This is a genomic window from Pseudomonas sp. FW305-96 (assembly GCF_058783825.1).
Genome location: NZ_JBYSYW010000003.1, coordinates 219626 through 232774 on the forward strand (window position 1 = coordinate 219626; position 13149 = coordinate 232774).

Sequence of the window (13149 nt, forward strand, 5' to 3'; positions counted from 1 at the left end):
TAGCGGCGGTAGCAGCAGAAGCATAGTATGAGCCGCACTCTCGTCAGCCAGGAGGTAAACCATGTCGGCCAAAAAGAAGCCAGTAAGTACGCCGTTGCACCTGCTCCAGCAACTTTCGGGTAGCCTGCTCGAACATTTGGAAGATGCCTGCTCCCAAGCGCTGGCGGATGCCGAGAAACTCTTGGCCAAGTTGGAAAAACAACGTGGCAAGGCCCAGGAGAAACTGCACAACGCCCGCCTGAAGTTGCAGGACGCCGCCAAGGCCGGTAAAGCCAAGGCACAAGGCAAGGCACAAAAAGCTGCTGGCGAACTTGAAGACTTGCTCGATTCGCTCAAGGATCGCCAGGCGCAGACCCGTACTTATATCCAGCAACTCAAGCGTGATGCCCAGGAGAGCCTGAAGCTGGCCCAGGGTGTCGGCAAGGTGCGCGAGGCGGCCGCCAAGGCCCTGGGCGCACGTACGGCAACACCGAAAGCTGCCGCCAAGCCCGCTGCAACCAAAGCCCCGGTCAAGGCTGCTGCCAAGCCGGCAACCCGTCCAACGGCCAAGCCTGCTGCTGCCAAGGCAGCGACCAAGACTGCCGCCGCCAAGCCAGCCGTCAAGCCAGCGGCCAAGCCTGTTGCCGCCAAGGCTCCGGCGAAGACTGCCGCCGCCAAACCGGCTGCCAAGCCAGCGGCCAGGCCCGCTGCCGCCAAGGCTCCGGCGAAGACTGCCGCGGCCAAACCAGCTGCCAAGCCAGCGGCCAAGCCTGCTGCCGCCAAGGCTCCGGCGAAGACTGCCGCCGCCAAACCGGCTGCCAAGCCAGCGGCCAAGCCTGCTGCTGCCAAGGCTCCGGCGAAGACTGCTGCCGCCAAGCCAGCGACCAAGCCTGCTGCCGCCAAGGCCCCGGCGAAGCCTGCCACCGCCAAGCCAGTGGCCAAGCCTGCTGCTGCCAAAGCCGCCCCGAAGCCGGCAGCCAAACCTGCAGCCAGACCGGCCGCCGCCAAAGCCCCGGCCAAACCTGCCGCCAGCAAACCCGCCGAAAGCAAGCCTGCCACTCCGGCCGCCAGCGCCACTCCGGCACCAGTGACCGGCGGCACCGCGCCTGCGGCCACCGGCACTCCGACTCAGTCGCCGACTTCGGCGTCCTGAAGCCCACGGGCCGCGGCGCGCAGCTGATGCAGCGCGTCGTGGTTCCTGGCCTGGTCCGGCGCCAGCCAGGCTAACCAGTCCGGCGCCGCGCCCGCTTGCGCCGGCCACTCACGCGCCAACGCCTCCAGGCGTTCCAGCAACGTGCGTTCAGCCTGCAGTTCCAGGGCTTTCACCTGCTCACGCATCACGCTCAGTTGCGGGTCGGCCAGCGCATGTTCGCGCCATTGCCGGCGCAGGGCGCGTAACGGCGCCACAACATCGCGCTGCCAGGGCCGGGCCAGCGCCTGCAGGGTGGCAATCCGTTGTTCGTTGGGGGCTATGCCGCGGGCCTGTAGCCAGGTGCCGCAGAGCAGCAGGCAGACATCACCGCCCAGTTCCTGGAGGGCCAGGCAAGCTGCCTCGACACCCGGCCGGGCATACAGGGCCAGCGCATGATTCCACAGGTCGGTGTGCATGGTTTCACTCGCGCCAGTGATCGGGGAAGCTGGTAGACTCCGCGACCATCATGATCAGACTATCGAACCTCACTTTACAGCGTGGTCCCCAGCGCCTGCTAGAAGGCGCCGAGATGACCCTGCACACCGGCCACAAGGCCGGCCTGATCGGTGCCAATGGTGCCGGCAAATCCAGCCTGTTCGCCTTGCTGCGCGGCGAGCTGTCGCCCGATGCCGGTGACTGCCAGCTGCCCGGCGACTGGCGCATCGCCCATATGCGCCAGGAGGTCGATACCCTCGACCGTATCGCCGTGGACTATGTCCTCGATGGCGACGTGCGCCTGCGCAAGGTCCAGGCAGATCTGGCCGCCGCCGAACTGGCCCACGATGGCACTGCCCTGGCGCGCCTGCACAGTGAACTGGACAGCGCCGACGGCTACACTGCCGACGCCCGCGCGCGCAAGTTGCTGGCCGGCCTTGGCTTCAGCAACGAGCAGATGGACCGCCGCGTCGGCGACTTCTCAGGTGGCTGGCGGATGCGCCTGAACCTGGCCCAGGCACTGATGTGCCCGTCCGACCTGCTGCTGCTCGACGAGCCGACCAACCACCTGGATCTCGACGCCATCCTCTGGCTGGAGGATTGGCTCAAGGGCTACCCGGGCACGCTGCTGCTGATCTCCCACGACCGCGACTTCCTCGATGCCGTGGTCGACCATGTGCTGCACGTCGAACAGCGCAAGCTCAATCTCTACAAGGGCGGCTACAGCGCCTTCGAGCGCACTCGCGCCGAACGCCTGGCGCAGCAGCAGCAGGCCTACGAGAAGCAGCAGGCGCAGCGCGCGCACATGGAAAAGTACATCGCCCGCTTCAAGGCCCAGGCCACCAAGGCCCGCCAGGCGCAGAGCCGGATCAAGGCCCTGGAACGCATGGAGGAGCTGTCGGCGGCCCACGTCGACTCGCCCTTCGACTTCGTTTTCCGTGAGTCCGAGAAGATCTCCAGCCCCTTGCTCGACCTGTCCGAAGGCCGTCTGGGCTATGGCGACAAGGCCATCCTCGAGAAGGTCAAGCTGCAGCTGGCGCCGGGTGCGCGCATCGGTCTGCTCGGCCCCAACGGCGCGGGCAAGTCGACCCTGATCAAGAACCTCGCCGGTGAGCTGCAGCCATTGTCCGGGCGCCTGGTGCGTGGCGAAAACCTCGCCGTCGGCTACTTCGCCCAGCACCAGCTCGACTCGCTGGACGACAAGGCCAGCCCGCTGCTGCACCTGCAGCGCATTGCCCCGGGTGAGCGCGAGCAGACCCTGCGTGACTTCCTTGGTGGTTTCGACTTCCATGGCAACCGTGTCGACGAACCGGTGGTGAACTTCTCCGGTGGCGAAAAGGCCCGCCTGGCCCTGGCGTTGATCGCCTGGGAGCGGCCGAACCTGTTGCTGCTCGACGAGCCGACCAACCACCTGGACCTCGAGATGCGTCTGGCGCTGACCATGGCGCTGCAGGAATTCGCGGGTGCCGTGGTGGTGGTCTCCCACGACCGTCACCTGCTCAAGAGCACCACCAACGACTTCCTGCTGGTGGCCGACGGCAAGGTCGATACCTTCGACGGCGACCTCGACGACTACAGCCGCTGGCTTGTCGAGTTCCGCCAGCGCAACGCGCCGGTGAGCAGCACGCCGGCCAACCCGGACAAGACCGACAAGAAAGCCCAGCGCCAGGCGGCCGCGGCGCTGCGCCAGCAGTTGGCGCCGCACAAGAAGGCGGCCGACAAGCTGGAGACCGAGCTCAACCAGGTGCACAAGGACCTGGCCGAGGTCGAGACCGCCCTGGGCGACGGTGGCGTGTACGAGGCCGCGCGCAAGGACGAACTGCGCGACCTGCTGGCGCGCCAGACCAAGCTCAAGCAACGCGAAGGCGAGCTTGAGGAGGCCTGGATGGAAGCCCTGGAAACCCTCGAAAGCATGCAGGCCGAACTCGAGGCGCTGTCCTGATGGAGGAGCTGCGCTCGCTGTTGCCGGGGCAGTGGATGGACTCGATGTGGCTGGGGTTGCAGATTCTGCTGATCCTGATCGCCGCGTTCATCCTGCAGCGCATGGTCGCTCGCGGGTTGAGAAGCCTGGGCGAACGCTACCCGTTGCCGCACGAGCTGATGGTGCCGGTGCGCGGCGCCTTGCGCTGGCTGATCATGGGCAGCGCGCTGCTGTTTGTGCTCGAGCGCCTGGGTGTATCGGCCACGGTGTTGTGGACCGCGCTGTCGGGCTTCGTCGCGGTGGCGGCGGTGGCGTTCTTCGCTATCTGGAGCGTGCTGTCCAACCTGCTGTGCGCGGTGCTGATCTTCACCGTCGGGCCGTTTCGTATCGGCGATGTGGTCGAGCTGGTCGATACCCTCGACAAACCGGGGGTGAAGGGCCGGGTGATCGCCATCAACCTGCTGTACACCACGCTGATGGAAACGCCGGAAGCGGGTGGCGCACTGGTGCAGGTGCCCAACAGCCAGTTCTTCCAGAAAGCCGTGCGCCGTTGGCGTGGCGCCGAGGCCACCACTGCGGTCAAGCCGGAATCGATCGAAACCGACTGAAGCCGCAGAATTTACTGGTTATTTTTTCGCCAGCACCGTAGCTTAACGCTTTGTAACAAATGTTCGAGCGAGGTGTGCGATGTCGATGGAAACGTGGTTGGCCTTCTTTGCCGCGTGCTGGGTGATCAGCCTGTCGCCGGGTGCCGGGGCGATCGCCTCGATGTCCAGCGGGCTGCAGTACGGTTTCTGGCGTGGTTACTGGAACGCCCTGGGCCTGCAACTGGGCCTGATCGTGCAGATCGCCGTCATCGCCGCCGGTGTCGGCGCCATCCTCGCCGCTTCCGCCACGGCCTTCCAGGTCATCAAGTGGTTCGGCGTCGCCTACCTGGTCTACCTTGCCTACAAACAATGGCAAGCCCTGCCGATGGACATGAGCAACGAGTCCGGCGTGCGGCCGATCGGCAAGCCGCTGAGCCTGGTGTTCCGTGGCTTCCTGGTCAACGTCAGCAACCCCAAGGCGCTGGTATTCATGCTCGCGGTGCTGCCGCAGTTCATCAACCCGCACGAGGCGTTGCTGCCGCAGTACGTGGCGATCACCGTGACCATGATCAGCGTCGACATGCTGGTGATGGCGGGTTACACCGGCCTGGCTTCGCGGGTGCTGCGCCTGTTGCGTACGCCGAAGCAGCAGAAACGCCTGAACCGTACCTTTGCCGGACTGTTCATTGGCGCGGCGACGTTCCTGGCGACGCTGCGCCGCGCGCCGATCTGATTTGATCATCGCGGGGCCAGCTCGCTCCCACGGTTCTGGGAGCGGGCTGGCCCCGCGATTGCTTTTCAGCGCTGACGATCCACCAGCCCCTTGAGCAGATCCATCGGCATCGGAAACACGATGGTCGAGCTCTTGTCGCCGGCAATCGAGCCCAGCGTCTGCATGTAGCGCAGTTGCATAGCCCCCGGCTCCTTGCCCAGCATCTGCGCCGCCTGCATGAGTTTCTCCGACGCCTGCAACTCACCTTCGGCATGGATCACCTTGGCCCGTCGCTCACGCTCGGCCTCGGCCTGGCGGGCGATGGCGCGGATCATCGATTCGTTCAGGTCGACGTGCTTGATCTCGACGTTGGCCACCTTGATGCCCCAGGCGTCGGTCTGCGCGTCCAGCACCTCGCGGATATCCGAGTTCAACTGTTCGCGCTCGGCCAACAGTTCGTCCAGCTCGTGCTTGCCGAGCACCGCCCGCAAGGTGGTCTGGGCCAGCTGGCTGGTAGCAGCGAGGAAGTCCTCGACCTGGATGATCGCCTTCTGCGGGTCGAGCACGCGGAAGTAGAGCACGGCGTTGACCTTGACCGAGACGTTGTCGCGGGTGATCACGTCCTGGGGCGGCACATCGAGCACCACGGTACGCAGGTCGACGCGCACCATCTGCTGGATTCCCGGAATCAGGATGATCAGGCCCGGGCCCTTGACCTGCCAGAAACGCCCGAGCTGGAACACCACGCCGCGCTCGTACTCGCGCAGGATGCGCAGCGCCGACAGCAGCAGTATGGCCAGCAGCACCAGTACGGCGCTGAAACCGAATTGCATGAACATCGTCTACTCTCCTTGCGCCGTGGGCGCAGTGGCGCTGACCTCCAGGGTCACGCCATGACGGGCCGTCACCCGCACGTGCTGGCCAGGTTGCAGTGGTGTCGCACACTGCACCTGCCACTGTTCGCCCTGGGCCTGTACCGAACCGCAGAACGGGTTGTCGGTGCGCACCTGCGTCACCGTGACCAGGCTGCCCACCAGCCCGGCATCGCCGCTGACCAGGGCGCGCCGGCGCGCTTTCACCGCCATGCCCAGCACGCCGCCGAGCAACAGCGCCGAGAGCACTGCCAGGCTGATGATCAGTGCCAGCGGAATGCCGAAGCCGGGGGCGTCGGTGTCCATCAGGATCACCGCCCCGACGACGAAGGCGACGATGCCGCCGAAGCCGACCACGCCGAAGCTGGGCAGGAACGCCTCGGCGACCATGAACGCCACCCCGAGCAGGATCAACGCCACCCCGGCATGGCTCACCGGCAGCAGTTGCAGGGCATACAGCGCCAGCAGCAGGCAGATGCCGCCGACCACGCCGCCGACCCCGGAGCCCGGGCTCATGAATTCGAACAGCAGGCCGTACACGCCGATCATGATCAGGATCAGCGCCACGCTGGGGTTGGTGATCACCGCCAGCAGGCGGGTGCGCCAGTCCGGCAGGTGTTCGGTCACGCTGGCCTCATGGGTGCGCAGTTGCACGGTCTGGCCTGCGACGAGCAGTGACTTGCCATCGAGCTGGCGCAGCAGGTCGGGGAGGTCAGCGGCGACCAGGTCGATTACCTGCAAGCGCTGGGCTTCGCTGGCCGACAGGCTGACGGCCTCGCGCACGGCCTTCTCCGCCCAGTCGGCGTTGCGCCCGCGCAGCTGGGCCAGGCCACGGATGTAGGCGGCGGCGTCATTGACCTGTTTACGTGCCAGTGTGCCTTCTTCGCTGTTCGTGGCGGGTTGTTCAGCTTTGCCGGGAGCGCCGACCTGGACTGGCGTCGCGGCGCCGAGGTTGGTCCCTGGGGCCATGGCCGCGATATGGCTGGCGTAGAGGATGTAAGTGCCGGCGCTGGCTGCCCTGGCCCCACCCGGGGCGACGTAGGTGGCCACCGGCACGGGGCTTGCCAGGATCGCCTTGACGATCTGGCGCATGGCGCTGTCCAGCCCACCGGGGGTATCGAGGCGGATCACCACCAGTTGCGCGCCTTGTGCCTGCGCCTGGTCCAGCCCACGCAGCAGGTAGTCGGCGCTGGCCGGGCCGATGGCATCATCGACGCTCAACAGCCATACATTTGCGCCAGGCGCGCTCTGGCCACCCGGCGCGAAGCCGAGGATCAACAGCAACAGCAGCATGCGCCAGCGCTGGGCGATCACCTGTCGTCACCTCATGCAGACCTGTCCTTGAAGTTTAGCCGTGCCTGCCGGGCCACGGCCTAAACTTGAGGGTGGGGGCAAAACCGGAGGTGCATCATGCGTATGGCCAAGACCCTTCAGCAGCGCCTGGACCAGGCCAACTGCGACTACGACATCATTCCCCATCCCCATTCGGCCACCAGCCTTGAGTCGGCGCGCACGGCCGGCGTACCCGCCGAGCGGGTCGCCAAGTCAGTGATGCTTGATGACCGCCATGGCAACTTCATCATGGCCGTGCTGCCGGCCAACCGGCATCTGGACATGACCGAGGTGCGCATGACCGGGGCCTGGCAGCTGACCCGCGAAAGCAACCTGCCGAGCCTGTTCGGCGATTGCGAGCGCGGCGCCATCCCGGCCCTGGGCGACGCCTACAACATTCCCATGCTGCTCGACCGGAGTCTTACCCGCCAGGGCGATGTCTACCTCGAGGCAGGTGACCACGATCATCTGATCCACATGAGCATGGAGCAATACTTGAAGCTGGTGCCGCACGCCGAAGTGCGCGAACTGAGCTGATGCTCGCAACCAACGCCGGGTTGGCGTCGTGGACGACCCGCCCGGCCCGAGGAGGAATCATGGAAGCACCGAACCATCCATTTGCCGACCTGTTCAAGCAACTGGGGCTGGCGGACGATGCCACCAGCATCGACCAGTTCATCACCACTCATTCGCCGTTGAAGAATGAGATCAAGCTGGTGGACGCACCGTTCTGGACCGAGGCGCAAAGAACCTTTTTGAAGGAAAGCATCATAGAGGACGCCGATTGGGCGGTACCCTTCGACCAACTCAACGAAGCGCTGCGTCGCCCCCGCAAATAAAGCGCCGAGCGGCACCTGATGGGTGATCGGGCCGTTGCTATGCTCAGGTAAAACAAGAGGGGATGGCGCGATGAAAGATCCCTACGCACCGGGATTCTGGTGCACCGTGACGATCCTGGGCACCCTGACCGCCGGCTACTTCTACGGTATACGGCACACCCACCAGATGAACCAGGCCGTGCAGTTTCTCTATGCCGCCGCCGCCGTGACCGCGGCGGTGGCGCTCTGCGGCCTGGCCTGGATCGCCTGGCAGCATTTGCACCTGAACAAGCGTGAGGTGGCCCAGGGGCGAACGTTGCTGACCATCTGGAACACCAAAGTCGCCCTGCGCCGGGTCGAGACGGTGTTCGACCGCTACTTCTGGGGCAGCTACTGGCACTCCGGGCGCACCTTCGAGGAGGTGATGGGCGAGCTCAAGGGCACACCGCTGGAGCAGAGCCTCGACGCCCTCAAGCGCCAGTGCCGGGAACTCGACCGCGAGGTGCACGACCACCACCATCACTGGCTGGCCAATGCCCGCGACTTGTCCAGCGTGGCCACGGCGATGGCCCGCGAGCGCTATCAGCTGGATCTGTGCGATGCCCCGGTGCGCGAGGGCGGCAATACCGCCGTGCTCAATCGCGATCTGGAAGTGCTGGTGTACACCTGGTCGGCGCGCCTGCGCAGCTTCGACCATCAACTGGACGAGCTGGAGCGCGCTTACCACTGAGCGGGATCATTCGCCGCGGATGTATTGCTCTAACTGGACAATCTGGTTTGCCTGCTCAGCGATGATCTCTTTAACCAAGTCACCGATCGAAAGCAGGCCGATGAGCTTGCCGTTTTCAACCACGGGCAGGTGTCTAAGGTGGCGGTTGGTCATCAGGTTCATGCAGTACTCAAGGTTCTGCTTGGGTTCCACGGTGATCACAGGGGCGCTCATGATCTCGTGTACCTTGGTGAATGGCGATGAACGCCCCTTGAGTACAAGTTTACGGGCGTAGTCGCGTTCGCTGACGATCCCTACCACCTGGTCATCTTTCACCACCGGCAGGGCGCCGACATTTTTCTCCGCCAGCAGCTTCAAGGCATCCAGCACCGAGTCATCAGGGCCTATGGTGTAGACGGTCTGATGCTGGGACTTGGCTTTGAGGATTTGTTCGACGTTCTTCATACGGGCCTCGGTGGGTGAAAAAGCGCTGTGTCGGAGTAAATAAAGCATCCGGCACGGCGCTCTGCACGGCAATGCAGGAAACGGCATCGAGGTGATTGAAAAACGTCATCGTGGCAAGGGGCTGCTGCGCAGCCCCGAGTGAGTCATCAAAGCTTCGGCATCTGCCCGATCCGCGCCACCATCTCGCTGACGATCTGCAGGTCGAGCATGAACTGCTCCACGGTCTTGAACTCGTTGTCGTTGTGCCCGGTGTACTTCACATCCGGCATGGCCAGGCCGAACTGCACGCCGTTGGGCAGGTCGTGCACCGAGGTGGCGCCAGCGGAGGTGCCGTACTCGTGCTTCATGCCCAGGTTCTCGCTGGCCACGGCCAGCAGGGCCTTGACCCACTCGCCTTCGGGGTTGCGGTACATCGGCTCGTCCATGCTGTAGTCGAAGGCCACCTTGGTCTGGCTCTTGGCAACCCAGCTGTCGAGCTTGCCGGAGATCTCACCCTTGAGGGTGTCGAGCGACTTGCCTTTGGGAATACGCAGGTTCACCGCCAGCTTCAGCGCCTTGTCATCCAGGCCGACGAAGGTCAGCGAGGTGGTCAGCGGGCCCATGAAGTTGTCCTTGAAGCCCACGCCAAGCTTGTTGCCCAGGTAGTCCAGGCCCCAGTTGTCGGCGGCGTAGCGGGCGGCGTCGGTGATGTGGTTGTGCTTGAGCGGCACCTCCTTGCCCAGGCCATTGAGGAAGTCGAGCATGCGCGCCACCGGGTTGACCCCGGACTCGGGCTCGGAGGAGTGCGCCGACACGCCGGTCACGGTCAGCAGCACCTGCTTGCCGTCGACTTTGGCGTCGATGCTGAAGTCACCGCCATGGCGCTTGACGTAGGCCGCGCCGGCTTTTTCCAGGGCCTTGGCCAGCTCGGCCGGCTTGTCGCCGGTCAATGTCGCCACCGAGCTGCCGGGGATCTGGTTGGTGGCAAGGCCGCCGGTGAGGTTGATCACCTCGGCGCCTTTGCCATCACCGGCACGCTTGGCGAAGGTGGCCATGACGGTGCCATAGCCTTTCTCGGCGATCACCACCGGGTAGCCGCCGTCCAGCGCGAGGTTGTAGTCGGGGGTGGCGTTGCGTTCGAAGTAGTAGGGGATGGCATCACCGGTGGTTTCCTCGGTGGTGTCCACCAGCAGCTTGAACTGGCGCGCCAGCGGCAGCTTTTCGTCCTTGGCTACTTTCAGCGCGTAGAGCGCCACGACGATGCCGTTCTTGTCGTCCTCGGTGCCGCGGCCGTACATGCGGTCGCCCACCAGGGTGACCTTGAACGGGTCGAGCTTGGTGCCGTCCTTGAGCTTCCAGTTTTCTGGGGTGACCGGCACCACGTCGGCATGGGCGTGGATGCCGATGACTTCCTTGCCCTCGCCGAGTGTGATCTCGTAGACGCGGTTGTCGATATTGCGGAACTGCAGGCCGAAGCCCTCGGCCAGGGCCTTGATCTTGTCGGCGATCTTGAGGAAATCCGGGTTTTCGTGCTGCGGCACACCCTCTTTGCGAACGGTCGGGATCTCCACCAGCTCGCGCAGGGTCTCCTTGGCGGCCTTGCCGTACTTGATGCGGGTGTACAGGCCCAGCAGGCGGTTGATCTCGTCCTGTTGCTCGGCAGCCAGGGGCTTGCCGGCCAGGTACAGCTTGAGGGTGTCGTCCAGCTTGTCGGCCTTGGCCAGGTCACTGCCGGCCAGCTTGCCGAGGAACTGCTTGAAGTCGGCCGGATCGCTGCCGTCGTAGGCCTTGATGATGGCGGCGGACTGCTGCTGGGAGAGGTTGGCCTGGGCCGGGATCGAGAACATGGCCACGCTGGCCAGCAGGAGCGATGCGGCGGATAGCTTGGTAAATGGCATGGGTGTGCGCATTCCTTTGCAAGGGGTGGAGGGTGACCGTTTACGCAAACGGAAGATGCCCACGCTATCACCAATGACTACTGGCGCGGGAGAGGTGGCAATGTGCATTTCTGCACAAACGTGCAAGCTTTCATCTACGGCGCGGCCTGCAGCTTTATGACAAAAATGCGTATCATTAGCGTTTTATGTAATAACCCGTTTTACGAGAGAAGGATCCTCATGTTCACGTCTTACCTTGCACCCCTGGCCGGGGTGCTGGCCTTCACCCTTGCCTGCATCACGCCCGCCCAGGCCCGGGACGATGGCACCGACCACTCTGTCACCCTGGAAAAGGTCGTGCAGACCTTCACCGTGCAGACCGACGGCAGCTTCCAGGTGGCGGTCGAGTCGATCTCGCGCATCAACGAAGAGCGGGCCATCCAGGCCAAGGCCCAGCAGCCGTTGAGCTACAACCGCTCGTACGAAACCCTGGAGGTCGACGAAGCCTTCACCCAGAAGCCCGATGGGCGCAAGGTGATGGTCGATGCCTCGCAGATCAAGGAGCAGCAGGAACAGGCGTCCACCTACGCGCCAATGTTCCAGGACTCCCGGGTCAAGGTGGTGATCTTCCCGGAAGTCGCCGTCGGCGATCGCCTGGTGCTGCGTTACAAGCGCCATCGCAACACAGCGCTGTTCCCCGGCCACTTCGAGGACCTCACCGGCCCGGATTTCCACCCCGTGGAGCAGTTCTCGCTGATCTACGACCTGCCGGCGGATCTGCCGCTGTACGCTGATGCCCGTGGCTTCAAGGCGTCCTCGCCCAAGGCCGGCAAGGGCCGCAAGGTCTACCGCTGGGACTTCGTGCCCGCCGACAGGGCCAGGATCGAGGCGAGCGCCGTGTCCTACCTGGACTATGGCCAGTACCTCGCGGTGTCGACCTTCAAGGATTACGCTGGGCTTGCCGCCAGCTACCAGGCGCGCGCCGGGGTGGAAGTGACGCCGGCCATCGCCGCACTGGCCGAGCAGTTGACGGCGAACCTGCCCGATGCCCGGGCCAAGGCGCTCAAGCTCAGTGACTGGGTGCGTGAGAACATCCGCTACGTGGCGGTCTATGTCGGTGCCGGCGGGGTGGTTCCGCATTCGGCGCAGAGCGTGCTGGACAACCGCTATGGCGACTGCAAGGACCATGTCGCCCTGCTCGAGGCGTTGCTCAAGGCTGTGGCCATCGAAAGCTCGCCTGCCCTGATCAACCTCGGCAATGCCTACCACCTGCCCAAGGTGCCGACCCTGGGCGTGCTCAACCATGTGTTGACCTACGTACCGAGCCTGGATCTGTACCTGGACTCGACCGACCCGTCGGTGGCCGCCGGCTACCTGCCGCTGATGGACCTGGACAAGACGACGCTGCTGACCGCCTCGGGCGAATTCGGCAAGACCCCGGCCTCCCAGTTCGGCAAGCAGGTCGGTGAGATGCTGTTCAAGGTCAAGGGCACGGGCGCCGCGGACTTCACCGGCGCTTCGACGATCGAGGGTTGGGCCAGCGAGGTCAACCGCTATGGCGCCAAGTCGATGAAACCGGCAGATCTCGACCGCATGGTCGAGCAGGTGCTCAATGCCTACGGGCAGCGGGGCAGCGGCAAGATCCTGATCCAGCCATCGGTGGCGCCGGAGCACTTCCACAGCCAGGTCGAGGGTCATACCGAGAACCTGGTGAACCTGCCAGGCCCAGATGGGCTTCCAGCACTGAGCAGTCTGGTCGGCGGTATCTCGCAGATGGTCTATGGCTTTGCCGCCGAAAACGAACGCACCCAGGGCTTCGTCTGCATTTCCAACGAAACGGTGGAGAAGTCGCGCTTCGAGTTCCCTGCCGAAGTCACCGTCCTGGCGACGCCCAAGGCCGTTGCCGTGAAGGAAGGCAGCTTCGACTACAGTGCCCGTTACACGCGCGATGGCAATGCCGTGGTGGTCGAGCGGCGCATGCAGTTCAAGCATCCGAAGGCGGTGTGCACGCCTGAAGAGTTCAAGGCGATGAAGCCAGTCATTGAAACCATGGTCAGGGACCTGCAAGGCCAGATCATCGTGCAGGGCTGAGGCCCGGAAACGCAAAAGCCCCGCCAGAGCGATCTGAGCGGGGCTTTTGTTTGCCGCCATCGGTGAAAACACACGGGTGGCAGCGCGAAGTCATGGCGCACTCGGCGGGATTCGAACCCACGACCCCTGCCTTCGGAGGGCAGTACTCTATCCAGCTGAGCTACGAGTGCAACGGGGCGC

13 protein-coding genes and 1 tRNA gene are annotated in these 13149 nt (G+C 64.6%); 8 read left to right on the plus strand and 6 right to left on the minus strand.

What is annotated here, in order from left to right; all coding sequences use genetic code 11:
* Positions 1-61 precede the first annotated feature (61 nt).
* A complete protein-coding gene (locus tag AC3WL2_RS03835; protein WP_102690649.1) occupies positions 62-1132 on the plus strand; it encodes an AlgP family protein in 1071 nt (356 codons plus the stop codon).
* Here the strand turns inward: AC3WL2_RS03835 and AC3WL2_RS03840 are convergent.
* The gene (locus AC3WL2_RS03840; RefSeq protein ID WP_102683512.1) at positions 1108-1587 is read right to left on the minus strand and encodes a TIGR02444 family protein; all 480 of its coding nucleotides are present in this window, start codon (positions 1585-1587) and stop codon (positions 1108-1110) included. The genes AC3WL2_RS03835 and AC3WL2_RS03840 overlap by 25 nt on opposite strands.
* Positions 1588-1637: 50 nt before the next feature.
* On the opposite strand from AC3WL2_RS03840, the gene AC3WL2_RS03845 reads away from it, so the two are divergent.
* The 3 genes from AC3WL2_RS03845 to AC3WL2_RS03855 all read left to right on the plus strand — a co-directional run bounded on the left by AC3WL2_RS03845 (position 1638) and on the right by AC3WL2_RS03855 (position 4847).
* The gene (locus tag AC3WL2_RS03845) at positions 1638-3548 is read left to right on the plus strand and encodes an ATP-binding cassette domain-containing protein (protein WP_102683511.1); all 1911 of its coding nucleotides are present in this window, start codon (positions 1638-1640) and stop codon (positions 3546-3548) included.
* Positions 3548-4135 carry a mechanosensitive ion channel family protein gene (locus AC3WL2_RS03850; protein WP_023630588.1) on the plus strand — a complete coding sequence of 196 codons (588 nt, stop codon included), beginning with the start codon at positions 3548-3550 and terminating at the stop codon, positions 4133-4135. Before AC3WL2_RS03845 ends, AC3WL2_RS03850 begins: the two co-directional genes overlap by 1 nt.
* Positions 4136-4214: 79 nt before the next feature.
* Positions 4215-4847, plus strand: coding sequence for a LysE family transporter (locus AC3WL2_RS03855; RefSeq protein WP_102683510.1), 633 nt, complete (start codon positions 4215-4217; stop codon positions 4845-4847).
* Positions 4848-4912: 65 nt separating this feature from the next.
* Here the strand turns inward: AC3WL2_RS03855 and AC3WL2_RS03860 are convergent, their stop codons facing one another.
* Together AC3WL2_RS03860 and AC3WL2_RS03865 are read right to left on the minus strand one after the other, a co-directional pair.
* Positions 4913-5665 carry a slipin family protein gene (locus tag AC3WL2_RS03860; RefSeq protein ID WP_023630586.1) on the minus strand — a complete coding sequence of 251 codons (753 nt, stop codon included), beginning with the start codon at positions 5663-5665 and terminating at the stop codon, positions 4913-4915.
* 3 nt (positions 5666-5668) lie between these two features.
* Positions 5669-6991: an NfeD family protein gene (locus AC3WL2_RS03865; RefSeq protein WP_219730245.1), complete on the minus strand. Its 1323-nt coding sequence runs from the start codon at positions 6989-6991 to the stop codon at positions 5669-5671.
* 117 nt (positions 6992-7108) lie between these two features.
* Between AC3WL2_RS03865 and AC3WL2_RS03870 the strand changes: the two genes are divergently transcribed.
* The 3 genes from AC3WL2_RS03870 to AC3WL2_RS03880 all read left to right on the plus strand — a co-directional run bounded on the left by AC3WL2_RS03870 (position 7109) and on the right by AC3WL2_RS03880 (position 8578).
* The gene (locus tag AC3WL2_RS03870) at positions 7109-7567 is read left to right on the plus strand and encodes an aminoacyl-tRNA deacylase (protein WP_023629227.1); all 459 of its coding nucleotides are present in this window, start codon (positions 7109-7111) and stop codon (positions 7565-7567) included.
* 59 nt (positions 7568-7626) lie between these two features.
* On the plus strand, positions 7627-7869 hold the full coding sequence (locus AC3WL2_RS03875; RefSeq protein WP_023629226.1) for a DUF2789 domain-containing protein: 243 nt from the start codon (positions 7627-7629) through the stop codon (positions 7867-7869).
* A gap of 70 nt (positions 7870-7939) precedes the next feature.
* Positions 7940-8578, plus strand: coding sequence for an NADH:ubiquinone oxidoreductase subunit N (locus AC3WL2_RS03880; protein ID WP_102683508.1), 639 nt, complete (start codon positions 7940-7942; stop codon positions 8576-8578).
* Between the two features lie 6 nt (positions 8579-8584).
* Here the strand turns inward: AC3WL2_RS03880 and AC3WL2_RS03885 are convergent, their stop codons facing one another.
* Positions 8585-9022 carry a CBS domain-containing protein gene (locus AC3WL2_RS03885; protein ID WP_102683507.1) on the minus strand — a complete coding sequence of 146 codons (438 nt, stop codon included), beginning with the start codon at positions 9020-9022 and terminating at the stop codon, positions 8585-8587.
* Between the two features lie 146 nt (positions 9023-9168).
* A complete protein-coding gene (locus AC3WL2_RS03890) occupies positions 9169-10899 on the minus strand; it encodes a dipeptidase (protein WP_102683506.1) in 1731 nt (576 codons plus the stop codon).
* A gap of 219 nt (positions 10900-11118) precedes the next feature.
* Between AC3WL2_RS03890 and AC3WL2_RS03895 the strand changes: the two genes are divergently transcribed.
* A complete protein-coding gene (locus AC3WL2_RS03895) occupies positions 11119-12969 on the plus strand; it encodes a DUF3857 domain-containing transglutaminase family protein (RefSeq protein ID WP_102683505.1) in 1851 nt (616 codons plus the stop codon).
* A 93-nt stretch (positions 12970-13062) separates the two neighbouring features.
* On the opposite strand, the gene AC3WL2_RS03900 is transcribed toward AC3WL2_RS03895, so the two are convergent.
* A tRNA-Arg gene (locus AC3WL2_RS03900) sits at positions 13063-13139 on the minus strand.
* Between the last annotated feature and the right edge of the window lie 10 nt (positions 13140-13149).

Coding starts and splice junctions, on each gene's coding strand:
- AC3WL2_RS03835 (WP_102690649.1), top strand. CDS start 62: ATGTCGGCCAAAAAGAAGCCAGTAAGTACGCCGTTGCACCTGCTCCAG.
- AC3WL2_RS03840 (WP_102683512.1), bottom strand. CDS start 1,587: ATGCACACCGACCTGTGGAATCATGCGCTGGCCCTGTATGCCCGGCCG.
- AC3WL2_RS03845 (WP_102683511.1), top strand. CDS start 1,638: ATGATCAGACTATCGAACCTCACTTTACAGCGTGGTCCCCAGCGCCTG.
- AC3WL2_RS03850 (WP_023630588.1), top strand. CDS start 3,548: ATGGAGGAGCTGCGCTCGCTGTTGCCGGGGCAGTGGATGGACTCGATG.
- AC3WL2_RS03855 (WP_102683510.1), top strand. CDS start 4,215: ATGTCGATGGAAACGTGGTTGGCCTTCTTTGCCGCGTGCTGGGTGATC.
- AC3WL2_RS03860 (WP_023630586.1), bottom strand. CDS start 5,665: ATGTTCATGCAATTCGGTTTCAGCGCCGTACTGGTGCTGCTGGCCATA.
- AC3WL2_RS03865 (WP_219730245.1), bottom strand. CDS start 6,991: ATGCTGCTGTTGCTGTTGATCCTCGGCTTCGCGCCGGGTGGCCAGAGC.
- AC3WL2_RS03870 (WP_023629227.1), top strand. CDS start 7,109: ATGCGTATGGCCAAGACCCTTCAGCAGCGCCTGGACCAGGCCAACTGC.
- AC3WL2_RS03875 (WP_023629226.1), top strand. CDS start 7,627: ATGGAAGCACCGAACCATCCATTTGCCGACCTGTTCAAGCAACTGGGG.
- AC3WL2_RS03880 (WP_102683508.1), top strand. CDS start 7,940: ATGAAAGATCCCTACGCACCGGGATTCTGGTGCACCGTGACGATCCTG.
- AC3WL2_RS03885 (WP_102683507.1), bottom strand. CDS start 9,022: ATGAAGAACGTCGAACAAATCCTCAAAGCCAAGTCCCAGCATCAGACC.
- AC3WL2_RS03890 (WP_102683506.1), bottom strand. CDS start 10,899: ATGCCATTTACCAAGCTATCCGCCGCATCGCTCCTGCTGGCCAGCGTG.
- AC3WL2_RS03895 (WP_102683505.1), top strand. CDS start 11,119: ATGTTCACGTCTTACCTTGCACCCCTGGCCGGGGTGCTGGCCTTCACC.